An 18,647-nucleotide genomic window follows, 5' to 3' on the forward strand; every position below is an offset into this window, starting at 1 on the left:
TAAGGAGTACGTCGCATGGATGCGACCCCCCGCCCCGCGCGGCTGGCCGTGGGAGTGGTCTCGGCCGGCCGGGTCGGTTCGGTGCTGGGTGCCGCGCTCGCCCGAGCGGGGCACGCCGTGAGCGCCGTCTCCGCCGTCTCCCGCGACTCGCTGCGCCGCGCCGAAGAGCTGCTGCCGGACGTGCCGGTGCTGCCCCCGCCCGAGGTCGCCGCCGCCGCGGACCTGGTGCTGCTCGCCGTGCCCGACGACGAGCTGCGGGGCCTGGTCCGCGGGCTCGTCGCCACCGGGTCGCTGCGGGCCGGCCAGATCGTCGTGCACACCAGCGGCGCGCAGGGTGTCGACGTGCTGCGGCCCGCCGCCGAGCGCGGCGCGCTGTGCGTGGCGCTGCACCCCGTCATGACGTTCACCGGCCGCGCCGAGGACGTGCAGCGGATGAACGCCTGCTCGGTCGGCGTCACCGCGGCAGACGGCGACGAGATCGCCTGGAACGTGGGCGAGGCGCTGGTGGTGGAGATGTCCGCCGAACCGGTGCGCATCCCCGAAGCCGCCCGCCCGCTCTACCACGCCGCCCTCGCGCACGGCGCGAACCACCTGATCACGCTGGTCGCCGACTGCGCGGACCTGCTGCGCGGCGCGGGCATCGCGGACGCCGAGCGGATGCTCGGCCCGCTGCTGTCCGCCGCGCTGGACAACGCCCTGCGGCACGGCGACCGGGCGCTCACCGGTCCCGTGGCACGCGGTGACGTGGGCACCGTGGCCAAGCACCTGGCGGTGCTCGCCGACCAGGACACCCTGCCCGCGTACCGGGTTCTCGCGCACCGCACCGCGGCGCGCGCACAGGCCGCCGGACTGCTCAAGCCCGAACTGGCGTCCGACGTCCGCGACACTCTCGACGAGGAACAGGCATGACCAAGCCGCTCACCAAGGACGACTACGCGCCGAACGACGTCACGGTGCACCGCGACCCGGACCGGCTGCGCCGCGTCACGAGGGCGCTGAAGGCGGCGGGTCGCAACATCGCCCTGGTGCCGACCATGGGCGCGCTGCACGAGGGCCACCGCCAACTGATCCGCGAAGCCCACGTGATGCAGAACACCGTGGTCGTCGTCTCCATCTTCGTCAACCCGAAGCAGTTCGCGCCGAACGAGGACTTCGAGCGCTACCCGCGCAGCCTGGAGTCCGATGTGGACATCTGCCGGGCGGAACGCGCCGGTCTGGTGTTCGCGCCGTCGGTGGACGACATGTACCCGCCCGGCGGCACCGTCACGGTCGACCCCGGCCCGCTCGGCGACGAGCTGGAGGGCACCACCAGGCCCGGCCACTTCACCGGCGTGCTGTCCGTCGTGGCCAAGCTGTTCAACATCGTGCAGCCCACGTACGCGGTGTTCGGCGAGAAGGACTACCAGCAGCTCACGCTGATCCACCGGATGGCGCGGGACCTGAACTTCCCGCTGGACGTGGTCGGCGTGCCGACGGTGCGCGAGCCGGACGGCTTGGCGCTGTCCTCCCGCAACCGCTACCTGTCCGATGAGGAGCGTTCCGCCGCGACCGCGCTGTCCGCCGCCCTGGTGGCGGGCGCGTACGTCAGCGGCCAGGGGCCGGACGCCGTGCTCAAGGCCGCGCGCGACACCCTCGCCGCGGTGCCCGGCGTCGACCTCGACTACCTGGAGCTGCGCGCGCCCGACCTCGGTCCGGCGCCGGAGAACGGCGACGCCCGCCTGCTGGTGGCCGCCCGCGTCGGCTCCACCCGACTGATCGACAACACCGCCGTGCTGCTCGGCACCGGTGACGAGTAAGGGGACCGCGATGTTCCGCACCATGCTCAAGTCGAAGATCCACCGGGCCACCGTCACCCAGGCCGACCTGCACTACGTCGGCTCGGTCACGGTGGACGAGGACCTGATGGAGGCCGCCGACCTGCTGGCCGGCGAGCAGGTCGCGATCGTGGACGTCACGAACGGCGCGCGGCTGGAGACCTACGTCATCCCCGGCGCGCGCGGCACCGGCGTGATCGGCATCAACGGCGCGGCGGCGCACCTCGTCAAGCCGGGCGACCTGGTGATCCTCATCGCGTACGGGCAGATGGACGACGTCGAGGCGCGAGAGTACGAACCGAAGGTGGTCTTCGTCGACGCCGACAACAAGGTCGTCGAGCTCGGCGCGGACCCGGCGCACGCGCCCGCGGGTTCGGGGCTGGTGAACGGGTCCACGACCGCGCAGCCGGAGGCGGTGGCGGCGGAGACCGAGGACGCGGCGGCGCTGGACGCGTTGATCCAGGCCGAGAACCAGTAGGCCGAGAAAAGGGGAGACCCGCAGTGCTGCTCGCCATCGACGTCGGCAACACCAACATCGTGCTGGGCCTGTACGACGGCACCGGCGCCGCCGCGGCGCTGGTCCGCGACTGGCGGATGCGGACCGACGCCCGGATGACCGCGGACGAGCTGGCGCTGACCATGCGGGGTCTGCTCGGCGAGTACGCCGACAGGATCACCGGCATCTCGGCGCTGTCCACCGTGCCCGCGGTGCTGCGCGAGCTGCGCGTGATGCTCGGCCGCTACTACTCGGCCGTGCCGAAGGTGCTGGTGGAGCCGGGCGTGCGGACCGGCGTGCCGCTGCTGGTGGACAACCCCAAGGAGGTGGGCTCGGACCGCGTGATCAACACGTTGGCCGCGCACCACCTGCACAGCACCGCGTGCGTCGTGGTCGACTTCGGCACGTCCACGAACCTCGACGTGATCTCGGCCAAGGGCGAGTTCCTGGGCGGCGCGCTGGCGCCCGGCATCGAGATCTCGGTGGACGCGCTGGCCGCGCGCGCCGCGCAGCTCCGGAAGGTCGAACTCGTCCGGCCCCGGTCCGTGATCGGCAAGAACACCGTGGAGTGCCTGCAGTCCGGCATCGTCTACGGCTTCGTCGGCCAGGTGGACGGCCTGGTGCGCCGGATCGTGGACGAGCTCCAGCTCAGCGAGCCGGGTCCGGTCACGGTGATCGCCACCGGCGGTCTCGCGCCGCTGGTGGTCACCGAGTCGGCCACCATCGACTCGCACGTGCCGGACCTGACCCTGCTGGGCCTGCGATTGGTGTTCGAGCGCAACATGAAGTGACCGCCGCGTGGCGGGGATCAGGTGCGCCGCAACCGCTTCACGTAGACCGTGAACGGGACGTCGAACTCGCCTTCGGCGGTTTCGGGGCGGGACTTGAGGAACGCGAGCATCCGCGCGTTCAGCCCGGCCCGTTCGTCCTCCGGGACCACCAGCGCGTGCGAGTGCGTGTTGACCATCGCGACCAGGGACTCGGCGGTGCGCCGGTGCGCGTGCCGGAAGGAGGCGTGCGCCGGGTCGGTGAACAGCTCGTGGTCCGTCAGCGGGTCGAAGGCCAGCTCGTCCTCCGCGCTGACGGTGGTCCGGGCGACCCGGACGAACTCCGCCACCCACGGCGCGGAGGTGTCGTAGTCGTTCCACAGCGCGGCGAGCACACCGCCCGGCCGCAGCACGCGCGCGATCTCCGGCAGCGCCCGTTCCGGGTCGAACCAGTGGAACGCCTGCCCGACCACCACCGCGTCCACCGTGCCGTCCGGCACCGGGATCCGCTCGGCGCTGCCGGGCAGGGCGCGCACCGAACCGTGGTGCCGCACCAACTCCGAGAGCATCGCCTCGTCCGGTTCGACCGCCGTCACGTGGTGGCCTTCGGCGACCACGCAGCCGGTCAGCTTGCCGGTGCCCGCGCCGAGGTCCAGCACGTCGTGCGGTCCTTCGCCCAGTGGCTCCAGCGCCCAGTGGACGGCCGCGATCGGGTAGTCCGGTCGGTGTTCCGCGTAAGCCGAGGCGTGCGCTCCGAAGGAGTTCGCCCGCCGGGCCCGCAAGTCATCTCCGGTCACCACGCACAGCCTAGTGAGATCCGGTTCGTTTTCCCGAGTGGTCTTTCCGTACTCTTCCACTTGTGCGTGCGCGGACGGTGCCGGGTTCCCGGGTCCGGTTCGGGTCTCCGGTTCCGTGACCAGGGAGGATCTCCACGAGCCGGTGATGCGCATCGGGGTCGGTGGCGGACGGCGGACGATGGCCGCGAAGAAGACGCGTCGACCGGGCATCCGCGATCCGGCAACACGACGCGTTGTGCCGCCCGGTCGGTGAAGAAGTCACGCGCGAAACCACGGTGTCGACCTCGCAGTTTCACCCTCGGCGCGGTGGCCGGTGGATGAAGACTTTCCGCGATCGTCGCGGTACGGAATGCCACGGTGGGGTGGTGTGAATGGGCATCGGCGAGCCGCTGCTGGCGCTCGGGGGCGCGGTATCGGGAGACGATCCCCTTCACGCCGGTTCACCGCCGTTCGCCCTGAATGAGTAACTTCTCGGACTCCAGGCGGCGCATTCCGGGAGTTGTGCGCTAACCTGCACTCGCCAATGCTTTAGGTCGCGGTCGGGGAACACCGCGCATTCGAGTCCAGGAGGATACGCATGGCGCAGAAGGTCACCGTGACCCTGGTCGATGACCTGGACGGTGGGAAGGCCGAGGAGACGGTCGGCTTCGGATTGGACGGTGTGTCCTACGAGATCGACCTTTCCGCGGACAATGCGTCCAGGCTCCGCGACGCTCTCGCCGACTTCGTCGCCAGTGCCCGCAAGGCGGGTGGCCGCAAGCGCGGTCCGGGTCGTCCGGCCGGTGTGAAGGCAGCTCGTCCCGCCTCGGCGGATCGTGAGCAGAACCAGGCCATTCGGGAGTGGGCACGCAAGCAGGGCATGAAGGTGTCCGATCGCGGGCGCATCCCGGCCGAGGTGCTGGAGGCTTACCACCAGCAGGGCTGACCGGAGTGATTGGCGTGGCGCACGCCACGGCAATTACGTCGATCGACGAAGGGGCACCGGGTTACTCCGGTGCCCCTTGGTTGTTTTTCGGTCAGGGGTCTTCCGGGTGCAACCCCTGATAAGAAGATCCTTTTCACACTTCGCGTCGGTGTGTGGAGGTGTTCGCGAGTTTCGCTCGCAGAGTTCGGTGGCACGCAGCGTGCACGGCGGTGACCTGACAGTGTTCGGTTAGGCTTGCCTCACTGAATCCGGGTCGTCGCGGGAGGAACAGCACTGTGGCCCTCCGCACCACCCGCTTGCTGCTGCTCGTCGGGCTCCTCGTGCTGGTCGCGCTCGCCAGCGTGGCCATCGGCGCGAAACCCATCCCACTCGGTGACGTGTGGCACGCGCTGACCAGCCCGGCCGGGCTGGAGAACGACCTCGTGGTCCGCGAATTGCGGGTGCCCCGCACGCTGCTCGGCATCGCCGTGGGCATCGCGCTGGGCGTCGGCGGCGCGTTGATGCAGGGGCACACCCGCAACCCGCTGGCCGACCCGGGCATCCTCGGCGTCACCCAGGGCGCGGCCTTCGCGGTCGTGCTCTCGATCTACACGCTCGGTGTGACCAGCCTCTACGGGTACGTGTGGTTCGCGTTCGCCGGTGCGCTGACGGCCAGCGTCGTGGTGTTCCTGCTCGGCTCCGGGCGGTCCGGGCCCACGCCGGTCACGTTGGCGCTGGCGGGGGCGGCGGTGAGCGCGCTCATGCACGGGCTGGTGTCCGCGCTGGTGCTGCTCGACCGGCAGAGCCTGGACGCGTTCCGGTTCTGGCAGGTCGGCGGGATCGCCGGGCGCGACGTCGCGGTGCTGTGGCAGGTGCTGCCGTTCCTGGAGGTGGGGCTGCTGCTGGCGGCGGTCAACGCCGTCGGCCTGAACGCGCTGGCGCTCGGTGACGACGTGGCGCGGTCGCTCGGGCAGCGGGTGGTGGCGACCAGGGTCGTCGGCGTCGTCGCGATCACCTTGCTGGTGGGCGGCGCGGTGGCGGTGTGCGGGCCGATCGGGTTCCTCGGACTGGTCGTGCCGCACGCGGCGCGCGCGTTGACCGGGCCGGACTACCGGTGGCTGCTGCCGTTCGCGGGGGTGATCGGCGCCATCGTGCTGCTGGTCGCGGATGTCGTCGGACGGGTGGTGGCGCGGCCCGGCGAGCTGGAGGTCGGCGTCGTGATGGCACTGGTCGGCGCGCCGTTCTTCGTCGCCCTGGTGCGGCGGCGGAAGCTGGTGAAGCTGTGACGGGGTTCCGGCTCGGGCCGGTGTCCGGGGTGCTGCGGTGGCGGCCGTTCCTGGTCGTGGTCGTCGGGCTGGTGCTGCTGGTGCTCGCGGCGGCGGTGAGCGTGGCGCGCGGCGACTTCCCGATCCCGCTGGGACAGGTGTTCGACGTGCTCATGGGCGGCGGGCGGCGCGGGCAGCGGTTCATCGTGCTCGACCTGCGGTTGCCCAGGGCGTTGACGGGGGTGTTCGTCGGAGCGGCGCTCGGGATCGCGGGGGCGGTGTTCCAGTCGATCGCCCGCAACCCGTTGGCCAGCCCGGACATCCTCGGCGTGACGTGGGGCGCGGGGGCCGGGGCGGTGACCGTGATCACCTTCGGCGGGTCGCTCGGCGTGGTCGGCGGGACGGTGGCGGAGGTCGGCGTGCCGCTGGCGAGCCTGGGCGGCGGTCTGCTCGCCGGGCTGCTCGTCTACGGGCTGGCGTGGCGGCAGGGCATCGAGGGGTTCCGGCTGGTGCTCGTGGGCATCGGCGTGTCGGCGGTGGCGGGCAACTTCACCCACTACCTGCTGACCGTGGGCGACGTCACGGACGCGGCGCGGGTGATGATGTGGATCACAGGCAGCCTGAACGGGCGCGGGTGGGAGCACGTCGTGCCGGTCGGGGTGGCGCTGGCGCTGCTGATCCCGGCGGTGCTGGTCGGGGCACGGCTGCTGGGCGCGCTCCAGTTCGACGACGACACCGTGCGCGGGCTCGGCGTGCGGCTGAACGGCGCGCGGAGCGTGATGCTGCTGCTCGGGGTCGTGCTGGCCGCCGTGGCGACGGCCGCCGCCGGTCCGGTGGCGTTCGTCGCACTGGCGGCACCGCAGATAGCGCTTCGGCTGTCCGGCGCCGCCACGCCGCCGCTGCTCGGGTCGGCCGTGGTCGGCGGGCTGCTGGTGGTGGTGTCGGACCTGGTCGCGCGGTTGGCGTTCGGCGGGTTCGAACTGCCGGTCGGCGTGGTGACGGCCGTGCTCGGCGCGCCTTATCTCATGTACCTGCTCGTCCGCAGTCGCCGGGAGGCACGGGTATGACCGCTGTTCGGCTCCAGGCCCAGTCGCTGTCCGTCGGGTACGGGGACCGGCTGGTGGTGTCCGGGCTCGACCTGGACGTGCTGTCCGGTTCGGTGACGGCGGTGATCGGGCCCAACGGGTGCGGCAAGTCGACGGTGCTGCGCGCCCTCGGGCGGCTGCTGCCGGCCCGGTCCGGGGCGGTGGTGCTGGACGGCAAGCGCATCGACCGGACGCCGACCCGTGAAGTGGCGAAGGTGCTGGCGATGCTGCCGCAGTCGCCGCAGGCACCGGAGGGGCTGACCGTGGCGGAGCTGGTCGCGCGCGGCCGGCACCCGCACCAGGCCTGGTACCGGCAGTGGTCGCCGGGGGACGAGGTGGCGGTGACGTCCGCGCTGGAGATGACCGGCATGTCCGAGCTGGCCGACCGGACCGTGGACGAGCTGTCCGGCGGGCAGCGGCAGCGGGCGTGGATCTCGATGGCGTTGGCCCAGGGGACCGACCTGCTGCTGCTGGACGAGCCGACGACGTACCTGGACCTGGCCCACCAGATCGACGTGCTCGACCTGGTGCAGCTGCTGCACCGGGAGTTCGGCCGGACCGTGGTGATGGTCCTGCACGACCTCAACCTGGCGGCCCGCTACGCCGACCGGCTGGTGGCGATGAAGGACGGGCGGATCGTCGTGGAGGGCTCGCCGGCGGACGTGCTGACCGAGGCCAACCTCCTGGACGTGTTCGGCCTGGAGGCCCGCGTGGTCCCCGACCCGGTCTCCGGCACCCCGCTGGTGATTCCCATCGGCCACCGCCACCGTCCGGCGGCACGTTCCGAGCGTTGAACCCCGGTGTTCCGGAGGTGGGACTCGGGTGTTCCGGACGTCGGACTCACGCGTTCCGCGTAGGACTCCCGGGGTCAGCGGACGCGGGGGCAGGTGGAGCAGGCGGCGGCGTCCGGCAGGACGTAGTGGAAGCAGCAGCTCTCGCGCCGCCTGGACCAGCCGGTGTCCGTGGCCTTCAGGGTGGACGCCGAGGTGAACGGGTCGAGCTTGGCCGGCAGCAGCAGCGCCGCGTCCACCACGCCCGCCGTCTCGTCACCGCACAGCTGCCCCGCCGTCCACGCCGCGCTGTCCAGCGCGTCCGTGGCCGCCGCCCACAGCATCCGCCGGCCCAGCCGCACGGTCGACCCGAACGAGCCCACGAACTGCGCGCTGTGCGCCGCGAAGCGGGCCCGCAGCAACGCCGCCAAAGCGGTCTCGTCGGCCACCGCGGTCGCGCCGGGGTAGCCGCTCGCGGGATCGTCCGGCAGGCACGCGAACTCGTCCGACAGCAGCGCCACGCCGACCACGTGCGGGCGCCCCTCGGGCGCCAGCCTGATCGCCACGTCGGCGGGCCGCAGCGACGGCACCCGCCGGGCCCGGTGGAACAGCAGCCCGCCCAGCACGCCCACCACGTTCAGGTACCAGGTCATGACGTACCCGGCGGTGGTCCGGTCCGGGGCCTCGCCGTACTGCTCCCGCAGCCACTCGGAGAGCTGCTCGCGCCAGCGGTCGAACCGCTCCGGCTCACTGACGTACTCCGAGCAGACGACCCAGTCGCCCCGGTCGGCCGGCAGCCCGAACCGCGCCTCGAACCCCTCGTAGAGCGACACCCGCGCCAGGGACTCGGCGACCGGCGTCGCCGCGTCGCACTCCGTCTCCCGCACAGGTACGGTCATCACCAGAAGGTCCTCGTCGGGTCGCATGGGTTGAGGTATGCCTAACCTTACCGAGGTTTGCCTAACTTGCCTCGCTGTGGTGACGCCCGTCACCCTCGTGACGCCGAACGGCTGAATGTTCGCGTTGAGCGGACAACACCGGATCCGTGGAATCTGCCAGCTAGATCACGCGTTGATACCGATGTCAGAGATCCCCAGAGACGACTGCCTGCGATCGGGAACTGAGAGTGTCGGGGCTGACGACTACAGTGGTCCCACGGTGCCGCGCTCTCCACGGTCAGCCAGACGGTCGGCCAGGGGTGAGCCCGAGGACCGCCGGCGCAGCAGTCAGGGAGTGCGAATGTTCGAAAGGTTCACCGACCGCGCGAGGCGGGTGGTTGTCCTGGCCCAGGAAGAGGCCAGGATGCTCAACCACAACTACATCGGCACCGAACACATCCTCCTGGGGTTGATCCACGAGGGTGAGGGTGTCGCCGCGAAGGCGCTGGAGTCGTTGGGGATCGCGCTGGAGGGCGTCCGCCAGCAGGTCGAGGAGATCATCGGCCAGGGTCAGCAGGCCCCTTCGGGCCACATCCCCTTCACCCCGCGCGCGAAGAAGGTGCTGGAGCTGTCGTTGCGCGAGGCGCTGCAGCTCGGGCACAACTACATCGGCACGGAGCACATCCTGCTGGGTCTGATCCGCGAGGGCGAGGGTGTCGCGGCGCAGGTGCTGGTCAAGTTGGGCGCGGACCTGAACCGGGTGCGTCAGCAGGTGTTGCAGCTGTTGTCGGGTTACTCGGGCGGCAAGGAGCCGGCGGAGTCCGGTGGCCGCGGTGAGGGCACCCCGTCGTCGTCGTTGGTGCTGGACCAGTTCGGGCGCAACCTGACCGCGAGTGCGCGGGAGGGCAAGCTCGACCCGGTGATCGGGCGCACCAAGGAGATCGAGCGGGTCATGCAGGTGCTGTCGCGGCGCACCAAGAACAACCCGGTGCTGATCGGCGAGCCCGGTGTGGGCAAGACCGCGGTGGTCGAGGGCCTGGCCCAGATGGTGGTCAAGGGCGAGGTGCCGGAGACGCTGAAGGACAAGCAGCTCTACACCCTGGACCTGGGTTCGCTGGTGGCCGGGTCGCGCTACCGGGGTGATTTCGAGGAGCGCCTGAAGAAGGTGCTCAAGGAGATCCGCACCCGCGGCGACATCATCCTGTTCATCGACGAGATCCACACCCTGGTCGGCGCGGGCGCCGCGGAGGGCGCGATCGACGCGGCCTCGATCCTCAAGCCGATGCTGGCGCGGGGCGAGTTGCAGACGATCGGCGCGACCACGCTGGACGAGTACCGCAAGTACGTGGAGAAGGACCCGGCGCTGGAGCGCCGGTTCCAGCCGATCCAGGTCGGCGAGCCGTCGCTGGAGCACACGATCGAGATCCTGAAGGGTCTGCGGGACCGGTACGAGGCGCACCACCGCGTGTCGATCACCGATTCGGCGCTGGTGGCGGCGGCGACGCTGGCCGACCGGTACATCAACGACCGGTTCCTGCCGGACAAGGCGATCGACCTGATCGACGAGGCCGGGGCGCGGATGCGGATCCGCCGGATGACCGCGCCGCCGGACCTGCGCGAGTTCGACGAGAAGATCGCCGACGTGCGTCGGGACAAGGAGTCCGCGATCGACGCGCAGGACTTCGAGCGGGCGGCGAAGCTGCGCGACGCGGAGAAGACGCTGCTGGGCCAGAAGGCCGAGCGGGAGAAGCAGTGGAAGGACGGCGACCTCGACGTCGTCGCCGAGGTCGACGACGAGCAGATCGCCGAGGTGTTGGCGAACTGGACCGGGATCCCGGTGTTCAAGCTCACCGAGGAGGAGACCACGCGTCTGCTCCGCATGGAGGACGAGCTGCACAAGCGGATCATCGGCCAGGTGGACGCCGTGAAGGCGGTCAGCCAGGCGATCCGCCGCACGCGGGCGGGGTTGAAGGACCCGAAGCGCCCGTCGGGGTCGTTCATCTTCGCGGGCCCGTCGGGCGTGGGCAAGACGGAGCTGTCGAAGGCGCTGGCGAACTTCCTGTTCGGCGAGGACGACGCGCTGATCCAGATCGACATGGGCGAGTTCCACGACCGGTACACCGCGTCGCGCCTGTTCGGCGCGCCTCCCGGTTACGTCGGTTACGAGGAGGGCGGGCAGCTCACGGAGAAGGTGCGGCGCAAGCCGTTCTCGGTGGTGTTGTTCGACGAGATCGAGAAGGCGCACCAGGAGGTCTACAACACGCTGTTGCAGGTGTTGGAGGACGGCCGGTTGACCGATGGCCAGGGTCGGACGGTGGACTTCAAGAACACCGTGATCATCTTCACCTCGAACCTGGGCACCTCCGACATCAGCAAGGCCGTGGGTCTGGGCTTCACCTCGGGTCAGGACACCGCGTCCAACTACGAGCGGATGAAGAACAAGGTCAACGACGAGCTGAAGAAGCACTTCCGGCCGGAGTTCCTCAACCGGATCGACGACATCATCGTGTTCCACCAGCTCACCCAGGACGAGATCATCAAGATGGTGGACCTGATGATCGCCCGCGTCGAGACGCAGTTGAAGAACAAGGACATGGCGATCGAGCTGACGGACAAGGCGAAGATGCTGCTGGCCAAGCGCGGGTTCGACCCCGTGCTCGGCGCCCGGCCGCTGCGTCGCACGATCCAGCGCGAGATCGAGGACCAGCTGTCGGAGAAGATCCTGTTCGGCGAGATCACCGCCGGCCAGATCATCATCACCGACGTCGAAGGCTGGGACGGCGAGTCCGAGGCCGACGACAAGGCGCACTTCGTGTTCCGCGGTGAGGCGAAGCCGATGCGCGTTCCGGACGCCCCGCCGGTCGACCTCGCGTCGTCCGGTGGCGACTCCGGCGGTGAGTCGGACGCCGAAGCCGGCTGACGCCGGACGTCACGGTGTCGAAGCGCCCCCCGGGAATCCCGGGGGGCGCTTCGCGTTGCCGCGCTGTCGGCGGGCCGGTGTCAGTGCAGGGTGCCGGCGGTGGTGCGCAGGTCGGTGGGCGTGCTCAGCGACGTCCGGATGACCAGGTCCAGCGCCTTGGCCGTGGTGGCGACGGGCAGGCTCGGCAGGTCGCGGCCCTCGGCCTGAGCCGGCGAGAACGGCACGTGCACGAACCCCGCACGCAGACCGGGGTACTCGGTCGCCACCAGGTGCATGAGCCCGTAGAAGACGTGGTTGCAGACGAACGTGCCCGCCGTGTGCGACACCGACGCCGGGATGCCCTCCGCCTGGAGCGCCGCCACGCACGCCTTCACCGGGAGACCGGTGAAGTAGGCCGCCGGTCCGCCCGGCACCACCGGTTCGTCGATGGGCTGCGCGCCCGCGTTGTCCGGGATCCGCGCGTCGTCCAGGTTCACCGCGACGCGCTCCGGTGTGATCCCGCTCCGCCCGCCCGCCTGCCCCACGCTCACGACCAGGTCGTAGTGACGGGTGGCGAGCGCTGCGCGCAGCTCGGTGATCGCATCGCCGAACGCGCAGGGCAGGCGCAGCGTCGCCAACCGGTAGCCGGTCGGCTCCACCGCGACGGCCGCGTCCCACGACGGGTTGGTGTCCTCACCGTCGAACGGGTCGAAGCCCGTCAGCAGAACGTCCACTCGGGCAGACTAGATGTCGTGGTCGACATGGAGGAACGCCGGACCAGGCGAGGGGGCACGACCTTCCTGCTGGTCGTGGCCGCCATCGCGTTCGCACTGGCCGCGTTCACCCGGCTGCTCGGGATCGACGGCAACCGGTACATGCTCGCCACGACCGCTCTCACGCCCTACTTCACGGCCGCCGGGGTGGTGCTGGGTGCGCTCGCGCTGCTTTTAAGACGGTGGGCGGTCGCCACCATCACGCTGCTGCTCGCCGTCGTGCTGGTGGCGGCGGTCGCGCCGAGGGCGTTCCCCGACTCACGCCCGGTCGGTGTCGGCCAGGAAGTCACCGTGATGGCGGCGAACCTCATGGTCGGCCGGGCGGAGGCCGAGGCGGTGGTGGACGCCGTCAAGGCGCACGACGTCGACGTGCTGGCACTCCAGGAGCTGACGCCGGCCATGGTGCGCGACTTCGAGCGCGCCGGCCTGGACCGGGTGCTCCCGTACCGGCACTTCCTGGACGAGCCGGGTGGGTCCGGTTCGGGCATCGCGTCCCGCTACCCGCTGTTCCCGCGCACGCTCACGCCGCCCAGCACGTTGCGCCAGGCCGGGGCGCTGGTCGACCTGCCCGGTGAGGACATCGAGGTCCTGTCCGTGCACCCGCTGCCGCCGGTGGTCGACGCCGGGCCGGAACGCTGGCAGCGCGAGCTGGCGGGCCTGCCGGAGCGGGTGGTCGACGGGCCGTTCCGGGTGCTGGCGGGCGACTTCAACGCCACCCTGGACCACGTGGGCCTGCGCCGGCTGCTCACCAGCGGCTACGTGGACGCCGCCGACCAGGTCGGCGAGGGCCTGACCCCGACGTGGCCGTCCGGCGCGCTGTGGCCGCCGCCGGTGGCGATCGACCACGTGCTGGTGGACGGGCGCTGCCCGGTGGACACGTTCGCCGTGGTGGACATCCCCGGCTCGGACCACCGGGCCGTCGTCACCCGATTCGTCGTGCCAGCTCCGTGAGCGCATCCAGCGCGCCCATCGGCAGCGACACCCCGCGCCCGTGCCGGACCTCCGGCTCACGCGGGTTGATCCTGATCAGCGCGCCCGAGACGGCGCTCGCCAGCTCGGCCTGACGGCGCACGGTCGGCACCGCGACCCCCGCGCCGATCTCGACCACGGCGAGGTTGCGGTGCGCGCGCCGCCACTCGACCAGCGCGTCCAACGCCTTCTGCGACGGACCGCCGATCCAGGACCAGTCGCCGAACATGAGGATGTTGGGCCGCGCCAGGCCACCGCAGTTGCGGCACGCCGGCAGCGGCCCGGTCGCCCGCATGGACTCTCGATCGACGTCCACCACCGCGTCGTCGGCGGGCCACACGTCGTCCGTGCACGGTTCCACGCACTGGAGGTGGTGGATCGACCCGTGGACCTCGGCCACGTCGGCGAACCCGGCCCGCTGGAACTGGCCGTCCACGTTGGACGTGAACACCCGCGCGCCCCACTCCCGCAGCACGCGGAACCCGTCGTGCGGCACGGTGCGCCGGTACAGGTCGAGCCGGTGCCCGTAGAAGCCCCACGCGAGCGTCGGGTCGTCCACGAAGTGCACCGGGTCGGCCAGCTCCTCGAACCGCAGCCCCAGCCGGACGTACGCCGGGTACGCCTGCCAGAAGCCGGTCGCGCCGCGGAAGTCGGGCAGGCCTGAGTCGACGCCCATCCCGGCGCCCGCGCACACCAGCAGCGCGTCGGCGCCCCGGATCAGCTCCGCCGCGCGGTCGAGCGCGTCAGTCACCCGTGGGCTTGGGCACGGAGCTGAGGACGACCTCGAACTCCAGCAGGTCCGAACCGGTGCCCACCGGCTTGGCCCGCTCGCCCGAGTGCGCCTCCTTGGCCCGGCCGCCCATCCAGTTCTGGAAGGCCTCCTCGGTCTCCCACTGCGTCACCACGAAGTACCGGTCGTCGCCCTTGACCGGCCGCAGGAGCTGGAAGCCGAGGAAGCCGGGTTCGGAGTCGACCGCACCGAGCCGCGCGGCGAACCGCTTCTCCAGCTCCGGGCCCGAGCCGTCGGGCACGTGGATCGCATTGATCTTCACAACAGCCATGACCACGACGTTACCGCAGCGCGTCCGCGGTCATCGGCGCAGTGAACCCGGGTACAGGTGTTCGTCGGAGGGGACGTCGTCGCCCCGGAACCACTCGCCGAAGAACGCGTCCAGATCCTGCCCGGACAGCTCCTCCACGTGCGCCTCGAACTCCGGCCACGACGCGTTGCCGTCCTCGTTCGAGGCCGTCCAGTCCTTCAGCACCCGGTCGAACACCTCGTCGCCGATCCGGTGCCGCAACGCGTGCAGCGCGAGCTGGCCCTTGTCGTAGACGCCCTTGAACTCGTTGCCGCGACCCATGTCGTACAGCTTGCGGCCCCAGAACGCGTCGCTCGCCCCCTCGACCTCGGCGCGGTACCGGTCGTCCAGGTCGACGCCCTCCTTCGCCTCGTCCCACAGCCACTGGGCGTAGCTGGCGAAGCACTCGTTCAGGCAGATGTCGGCCCAGTTCTCCAGCGAGACCGAGTTCCCGAACCACTGGTGCGCGTTCTCGTGCACCACGGTGTCCAGGTCGGCCCACCCGGCGTAGACCGGCCGGGTCTGGGTCTCCAGCGAGAACCCGATGTCGTCGGCCAGGAAGATCCCGCCCGCCGCCCCGAACGGGTAAGGCCCGAACTTCTCCGACAGGAACGCGAGGACCTCGGGCAGCCGCTCCTGGTGCCGCCGGCCGTCCTCCGCGCCGGGCGCGTAGGCGTCCACCACGGGCGTGCCGTCGGGCAGCGTGGACCGCTCGACCGTCCACTTGTCGATCGCGATCGTGGTCAGGTAGGTGGCCATCGGCTCCTCGGCGACCCAGCGGAACGACGTCCAGCCGGCCGTGGTGATCGAGCCCTCGTCGACCCCGTTGGAGATCACCGACCAGCCCTCCGGCACCCGCGCCGTCAGCCGGAACGACGCCTTGTCGCGCGGGGTGTCGTTGGCCGGGAACCAGGTCGTCGCCGAGTGCGGCTCGCCGGCCGCGAACGCCCCGCCGGACGACGAGACCTGCCAGCCGCTGCGGCCCAGCGCCCGGTCCTGAAACACGGTCGGCTCGCCGCCGTACCGGACGGTGGTGGCGAACCGCTCACCCTCCACGAGGGGCGTCTCGGGCGTGATGACCAGCTCGTGGTCGCCCTCCTGGTGGTACGCCGCCGCCGGCTTCCCGCGCACGTCCACGGCGGTCACCTTGAGCGCGTACAGGTCGAGGTTGAACCGGGTCAGGTCGGCGGTCGCCTCGGCGGTGATCGTCGTGACCCCCTCCAGCTGCCTGGTCGCCGGGTCGTAGCCGACCGACACGTCGTAGTCGCTGACGTCGTAGCCGGTGTTGCCGTCCTGCGGGTAGTACGCGTCGCCCGCGCCGTCGCCGCCCTCGGCGTTCACCACCGGAGGGGCGGCCGTCGTGTCGGTCGCGGGCCGGGCCCGCTGTTCACCTGCCGGGTTCTCACCCGGCAGGGTGGCCACCACGATCCCGGTCGCCACCAGCACCAGGATGAGGACGAGCAGGTACGGGCGTGCCTTGGGGCTGATGGCCATGCCGACATGATGCACGCATGAGCGTTGCGGAGTTCGGGGGATCGGGGCAGGGCATCCTGCTGCTCCACGGCCTGATGAGCCGGGCGAGCACCTGGTGGACGGTCGCGCGGTGGCTGGAGCCGTACGGCCGGGTCGTGGCGCCGGACGCGCGCGGCCACGGCCGCAACCCCGTGCGCGGGCCGTTCCGGACCGAGGACTTCGTCGCCGACGCGGCGGCCGTGATCGAGCGGCACGACCTCGCGCCGGCCGTGGTGATCGGGCACTCGATGGGTGGGCTGCACGCGTGGGCGCTCGCCGCGACCCGGCCGGACCTGGTGCGCGCGGTCGTGGTGGAGGACGTGGTGCCGGACAACCGCGGCGGCTCGATCGACGACTGGAAGTGGTACTTCGACGCGTGGCCGGTGCCGTTCCAGTCCCTCGCGCACGTGCGGTCGGTGGTGGACGTGCCGCGGGTGGAGGAGATGTTCGAGGAGCGCGAGGACGGCTGGCACCTCATCGCCCACCTGCCCGACCTGTACGAGATCGCGTCGGAGTGGGGCGAGCGGGCGTACTGGGACTTCGTGGACGCCGTCCGGTGCCCGATGCTGGTGATCGAGGCCGGGCGGGGCGGGATGCGGGCCGGGCAGATGGCCGAGGTGGCGCGGCGGACCGGTGCGTCCTACGTGCTGGTGCCGGAGTCCGGGCACGTCGTGCACGAGGACGCGCCGGACGTCTACCGGGGCGCGGTGGAGGCGTTCCTGAGCGGGTCGATCCCGCCGGTCTGAGTGTCCACGATCGCCATCTCGCGGGCCTTCGCGCGGATCGGGGTGATCGGGTGCAGCTCGGCGAAGGCGGCCTTCACGTCGGTGTCCTCGCCGTCCACGAGCGTGCAGTGCGGGACCCAGTTGCCCGGCAGGTGCCGGCTACTGGGGTGCTTCACCCGGCCCGCGAGGACGTCGTGCACGGCCGAGTGGACGGCCAGCAGCTCGCTGTCCACGACGGCGCCGAGCTGGAGGGCGTCCCCGGTGGCGCTCAGGGTGTGCAGCCACACGTCGGGCAGCCACAGCCGGGACAGGTCCTCGCGCAGCTCGTGCCGCACCTTGGGGCCGATCGTGCCCGCCGCCGCGTACGTGAGGTGCGGTGGCAGCTCGGACTTCGCGCCGATCCGCCGCCACAGCGCCCGCACCGCGTTGTCCGCCTCGGCGTCGAAGAACACCACGAGCGCGTGCACGTCAGTGCTCGCCGGGCAGCGCGAACAGGCCTTCGCTGGTCTGCTCGACCAGGCCGTCGGTGAGCAGCGAGTGCAGGCACCGGTCCCGCTGGCCCGAGTCCGACCAGACGACGTCCAGCCGGGCCTTCGCCACCGGTTCGGCCGTGCCGCGCAGCACGTCCAGCAGGAGGCCGCGGACCTGCCGGTCGGTGCCCGCGAACTTCTGCACGGCCTTCGCGGGACCGTCGTACGCGGGACGGCCGTTGAGCTGCCACGCGCACGCCTCGAACACCGGGCAGTCGGCGCATTTCGGCGCACGGGCCGTGCAGACGAGCGCGCCCAGCTCCATCAGCGCGGCCGAGTAGACGGCGGCGTGCTCGTCGTCCTCCGGGAGGAGGGCTTCGACGTCCTTCATGTCCTTCGTGGTGGACGGCGGGCCCGCGTCACCCGCGCCGTGCACGGCGCGCGCCACGACGCGTCGGACGTTCGTGTCGACCACGGGGCACTTCTGCCCGTACGCGAACGCCGCGACCGCCCGTGCCGTGTAGGCGCCGATGCCGGGCAGGGCCAGCAACGCGTCCACGTCCCGGGGGACGACGTCGCCGTGCTGCTCGGCGATGGCCTGTGCGGCGGCGTGCAGGCGGAGCGCGCGGCGCGGGTAGCCGAGCTTGCCCCAGGCGCGGACGACGTCGCCCTGGCTCGCCTTCGCCATCGCGGACGGCGTGGGCCACCGGGCCAGCCACTCGCGCCAGATCGGCTCGACGCGGGCGACCGGCGTCTGCTGCAGCATGATCTCGCTGACCAGCACGCCCCAGGCCGTGCAGTCCGGCCGTCGCCAGGGCAGGTCACGGGCGGTGTCGGCGAACCAGTCGAGGAGGAGCTCGGCATCCAGGCTCATAGCGCCGCACAGTCTTCCACGGCGGGTGGTCCGTCAGACGACCTCGGTCAGCTCTCCGGTGTGCACGTCGTAGACGAAACCGCGCACGTTGTCCCGGTGCGGCACGAAGGGGCTGTGGCGTACCCGGTTCACCGAGCCGCGGACGCTGTCCTTGACCTCGCGGAACGCCTCGACCGACCAGGTCGGGCGCATCCCGGAGTCCTGCTCCAGCTCGTCCTTGAAGGCGTCTTCGGTGACCAGTTCGAGGCCGCAGTTCGTGTGGTGCACGAGCAGCACCTCGCGGGTGCCGAGCTTGCGCTGGCTGAGCGCGAGCGACCGGATCATGTCGTCGGTGACGACGCCGCCGGCGTTCCGGAGCACGTGCGCCTCGCCCTGCTTGAGACCGAAGATCTCGAACACCCGGATGCGGGAGTCCATGCAGGTGAGGATGGCCACCTGCATCGAGGGACGGGGCGAGGAGCGGTCACCGGGCACGATGTTGCCCAGTTCGGCGTTGCGGCGGAGCAGTTCGTCGATCGCGGTCATCGCGCACCTCCTGTGTTCCCTGGGATTGGAACCCGTGTCCCGCAT

Annotated in this window: 20 protein-coding genes; 11 read left to right on the plus strand and 9 right to left on the minus strand. The window is 71.3% G+C overall.

The window, feature by feature from the left end:
* The first annotated feature begins 15 nt into the window (after nucleotides 1-15).
* From ACRAKI_RS01720 to ACRAKI_RS01735, 4 genes are read left to right on the plus strand one after another with little or no spacing between them, the layout of a single operon-like run.
* Nucleotides 16-909, plus strand: a complete 894-nt coding sequence (locus ACRAKI_RS01720; protein ID WP_447005288.1) for a Rossmann-like and DUF2520 domain-containing protein — start codon at nucleotides 16-18, stop codon at nucleotides 907-909.
* Nucleotides 906-1,796 carry a pantoate--beta-alanine ligase gene (gene panC / locus ACRAKI_RS01725; protein WP_447005289.1) on the plus strand — a complete coding sequence of 297 codons (891 nt, stop codon included), beginning with the start codon at nucleotides 906-908 and terminating at the stop codon, nucleotides 1,794-1,796. Before ACRAKI_RS01720 ends, panC begins: the two co-directional genes overlap by 4 nt.
* 10 nt (nucleotides 1,797-1,806) lie before the next feature.
* Nucleotides 1,807-2,292 carry an aspartate 1-decarboxylase gene (panD, locus tag ACRAKI_RS01730; protein WP_447005290.1) on the plus strand — a complete coding sequence of 162 codons (486 nt, stop codon included), beginning with the start codon at nucleotides 1,807-1,809 and terminating at the stop codon, nucleotides 2,290-2,292.
* A gap of 23 nt (nucleotides 2,293-2,315) precedes the next feature.
* On the plus strand, nucleotides 2,316-3,101 hold the full coding sequence (locus ACRAKI_RS01735) for a type III pantothenate kinase (protein WP_447005291.1): 786 nt from the start codon (nucleotides 2,316-2,318) through the stop codon (nucleotides 3,099-3,101).
* Between the two features lie 17 nt (nucleotides 3,102-3,118).
* Here ACRAKI_RS01735 and ACRAKI_RS01740 read toward each other — a convergent pair whose 3' ends face one another.
* On the minus strand, nucleotides 3,119-3,874 hold the full coding sequence (locus tag ACRAKI_RS01740) for a class I SAM-dependent methyltransferase (RefSeq protein WP_447005292.1): 756 nt from the start codon (nucleotides 3,872-3,874) through the stop codon (nucleotides 3,119-3,121).
* Nucleotides 3,875-4,451: 577 nt separating this feature from the next.
* On the opposite strand from ACRAKI_RS01740, the gene ACRAKI_RS01745 reads away from it, so the two are divergent.
* The 4 genes from ACRAKI_RS01745 to ACRAKI_RS01760 all read left to right on the plus strand — a co-directional run bounded on the left by ACRAKI_RS01745 (nucleotide 4,452) and on the right by ACRAKI_RS01760 (nucleotide 7,922).
* Nucleotides 4,452-4,799 carry a histone-like nucleoid-structuring protein Lsr2 gene (locus ACRAKI_RS01745; RefSeq protein ID WP_073886911.1) on the plus strand — a complete coding sequence of 116 codons (348 nt, stop codon included), beginning with the start codon at nucleotides 4,452-4,454 and terminating at the stop codon, nucleotides 4,797-4,799.
* A gap of 275 nt (nucleotides 4,800-5,074) precedes the next feature.
* A complete protein-coding gene (locus ACRAKI_RS01750) occupies nucleotides 5,075-6,064 on the plus strand; it encodes a FecCD family ABC transporter permease (protein WP_447005293.1) in 990 nt (329 codons plus the stop codon).
* Nucleotides 6,061-7,110 (plus strand): FecCD family ABC transporter permease, encoded by a 1,050-nt coding sequence (locus ACRAKI_RS01755; protein ID WP_447005294.1) that lies wholly within the window; start codon nucleotides 6,061-6,063, stop codon nucleotides 7,108-7,110. The genes ACRAKI_RS01750 and ACRAKI_RS01755 overlap by 4 nt, the downstream gene beginning before the upstream one ends.
* Nucleotides 7,107-7,922 (plus strand): ABC transporter ATP-binding protein, encoded by an 816-nt coding sequence (locus tag ACRAKI_RS01760; RefSeq protein ID WP_447005295.1) that lies wholly within the window; start codon nucleotides 7,107-7,109, stop codon nucleotides 7,920-7,922. Before ACRAKI_RS01755 ends, ACRAKI_RS01760 begins: the two co-directional genes overlap by 4 nt.
* A 74-nt stretch (nucleotides 7,923-7,996) precedes the next feature.
* Here ACRAKI_RS01760 and ACRAKI_RS01765 read toward each other — a convergent pair whose 3' ends face one another.
* A complete protein-coding gene (locus ACRAKI_RS01765; protein WP_447005296.1) occupies nucleotides 7,997-8,797 on the minus strand; it encodes a (2Fe-2S)-binding protein in 801 nt (266 codons plus the stop codon).
* Between the two features lie 340 nt (nucleotides 8,798-9,137).
* Here ACRAKI_RS01765 and ACRAKI_RS01770 point away from each other — a divergent pair, with 340 nt between their 5' ends.
* On the plus strand, nucleotides 9,138-11,696 hold the full coding sequence (locus ACRAKI_RS01770) for an ATP-dependent Clp protease ATP-binding subunit (protein ID WP_447005297.1): 2,559 nt from the start codon (nucleotides 9,138-9,140) through the stop codon (nucleotides 11,694-11,696).
* A gap of 80 nt (nucleotides 11,697-11,776) precedes the next feature.
* On the opposite strand, the gene pcp is transcribed toward ACRAKI_RS01770, so the two are convergent.
* Nucleotides 11,777-12,409 (minus strand): pyroglutamyl-peptidase I, encoded by a 633-nt coding sequence (pcp, locus tag ACRAKI_RS01775; protein WP_447005298.1) that lies wholly within the window; start codon nucleotides 12,407-12,409, stop codon nucleotides 11,777-11,779.
* 27 nt (nucleotides 12,410-12,436) lie between these two features.
* On the opposite strand from pcp, the gene ACRAKI_RS01780 reads away from it, so the two are divergent.
* Nucleotides 12,437-13,399: an endonuclease/exonuclease/phosphatase family protein gene (locus tag ACRAKI_RS01780; protein ID WP_447008304.1), complete on the plus strand. Its 963-nt coding sequence runs from the start codon at nucleotides 12,437-12,439 to the stop codon at nucleotides 13,397-13,399.
* Here the strand turns inward: ACRAKI_RS01780 and ACRAKI_RS01785 are convergent.
* From ACRAKI_RS01785 to ACRAKI_RS01795, 3 genes are read right to left on the minus strand one after another with little or no spacing between them, the layout of a single operon-like run.
* Nucleotides 13,371-14,168 (minus strand): SIR2 family NAD-dependent protein deacylase, encoded by a 798-nt coding sequence (locus ACRAKI_RS01785; RefSeq protein WP_447005299.1) that lies wholly within the window; start codon nucleotides 14,166-14,168, stop codon nucleotides 13,371-13,373. The two genes, ACRAKI_RS01780 and ACRAKI_RS01785, sit on opposite strands and share 29 nt — an antisense overlap.
* Nucleotides 14,161-14,478, minus strand: a complete 318-nt coding sequence (locus ACRAKI_RS01790) for an antibiotic biosynthesis monooxygenase family protein (protein WP_447005300.1) — start codon at nucleotides 14,476-14,478, stop codon at nucleotides 14,161-14,163. Before ACRAKI_RS01790 ends, ACRAKI_RS01785 begins: the two co-directional genes overlap by 8 nt.
* A gap of 30 nt (nucleotides 14,479-14,508) precedes the next feature.
* A complete protein-coding gene (locus ACRAKI_RS01795; RefSeq protein WP_447005301.1) occupies nucleotides 14,509-15,990 on the minus strand; it encodes a M1 family metallopeptidase in 1,482 nt (493 codons plus the stop codon).
* 17 nt (nucleotides 15,991-16,007) lie between these two features.
* On the opposite strand from ACRAKI_RS01795, the gene ACRAKI_RS01800 reads away from it, so the two are divergent.
* Entirely contained in the window at nucleotides 16,008-16,754 is a 747-nt protein-coding gene (locus ACRAKI_RS01800) for an alpha/beta fold hydrolase (protein ID WP_447005302.1), read from the plus strand.
* Here the strand turns inward: ACRAKI_RS01800 and ACRAKI_RS01805 are convergent.
* From ACRAKI_RS01805 to ACRAKI_RS01815, 3 genes are read right to left on the minus strand one after another with little or no spacing between them, the layout of a single operon-like run.
* Nucleotides 16,703-17,200, minus strand: coding sequence for a 2'-5' RNA ligase family protein (locus ACRAKI_RS01805; RefSeq protein WP_447005303.1), 498 nt, complete (start codon nucleotides 17,198-17,200; stop codon nucleotides 16,703-16,705). The genes ACRAKI_RS01800 and ACRAKI_RS01805 overlap by 52 nt on opposite strands.
* A 1-nt stretch (nucleotide 17,201) precedes the next feature.
* Entirely contained in the window at nucleotides 17,202-18,077 is an 876-nt protein-coding gene (locus tag ACRAKI_RS01810) for an A/G-specific adenine glycosylase (RefSeq protein ID WP_447005304.1), read from the minus strand.
* Between the two features lie 33 nt (nucleotides 18,078-18,110).
* A complete protein-coding gene (locus ACRAKI_RS01815; RefSeq protein ID WP_447005305.1) occupies nucleotides 18,111-18,602 on the minus strand; it encodes a beta-class carbonic anhydrase in 492 nt (163 codons plus the stop codon).
* Nucleotides 18,603-18,647 lie beyond the last annotated feature (45 nt).

The sequence above is a fragment of the Saccharothrix isguenensis genome (genome assembly GCF_052936305.1).

Excerpts from the sequence above, each read along its gene's own strand:
- ACRAKI_RS01720 (WP_447005288.1), top strand. The coding sequence starts at position 16 with ATGGATGCGACCCCCCGCCCCGCGCGGCTGGCCGTGGGAGTGGTCTCG.
- panC (WP_447005289.1), top strand. The coding sequence starts at position 906 with ATGACCAAGCCGCTCACCAAGGACGACTACGCGCCGAACGACGTCACG.
- panD (WP_447005290.1), top strand. The coding sequence starts at position 1,807 with ATGTTCCGCACCATGCTCAAGTCGAAGATCCACCGGGCCACCGTCACC.
- ACRAKI_RS01745 (WP_073886911.1), top strand. The coding sequence starts at position 4,452 with ATGGCGCAGAAGGTCACCGTGACCCTGGTCGATGACCTGGACGGTGGG.
- ACRAKI_RS01760 (WP_447005295.1), top strand. The coding sequence starts at position 7,107 with ATGACCGCTGTTCGGCTCCAGGCCCAGTCGCTGTCCGTCGGGTACGGG.
- ACRAKI_RS01765 (WP_447005296.1), bottom strand. The coding sequence starts at position 8,797 with ATGACCGTACCTGTGCGGGAGACGGAGTGCGACGCGGCGACGCCGGTC.
- ACRAKI_RS01770 (WP_447005297.1), top strand. The coding sequence starts at position 9,138 with ATGTTCGAAAGGTTCACCGACCGCGCGAGGCGGGTGGTTGTCCTGGCC.
- ACRAKI_RS01780 (WP_447008304.1), top strand. The coding sequence starts at position 12,437 with ATGGAGGAACGCCGGACCAGGCGAGGGGGCACGACCTTCCTGCTGGTC.
- ACRAKI_RS01790 (WP_447005300.1), bottom strand. The coding sequence starts at position 14,478 with ATGGCTGTTGTGAAGATCAATGCGATCCACGTGCCCGACGGCTCGGGC.
- ACRAKI_RS01795 (WP_447005301.1), bottom strand. The coding sequence starts at position 15,990 with ATGGCCATCAGCCCCAAGGCACGCCCGTACCTGCTCGTCCTCATCCTG.
- ACRAKI_RS01800 (WP_447005302.1), top strand. The coding sequence starts at position 16,008 with ATGAGCGTTGCGGAGTTCGGGGGATCGGGGCAGGGCATCCTGCTGCTC.
- ACRAKI_RS01810 (WP_447005304.1), bottom strand. The coding sequence starts at position 18,077 with ATGAGCCTGGATGCCGAGCTCCTCCTCGACTGGTTCGCCGACACCGCC.
- ACRAKI_RS01815 (WP_447005305.1), bottom strand. The coding sequence starts at position 18,602 with ATGACCGCGATCGACGAACTGCTCCGCCGCAACGCCGAACTGGGCAAC.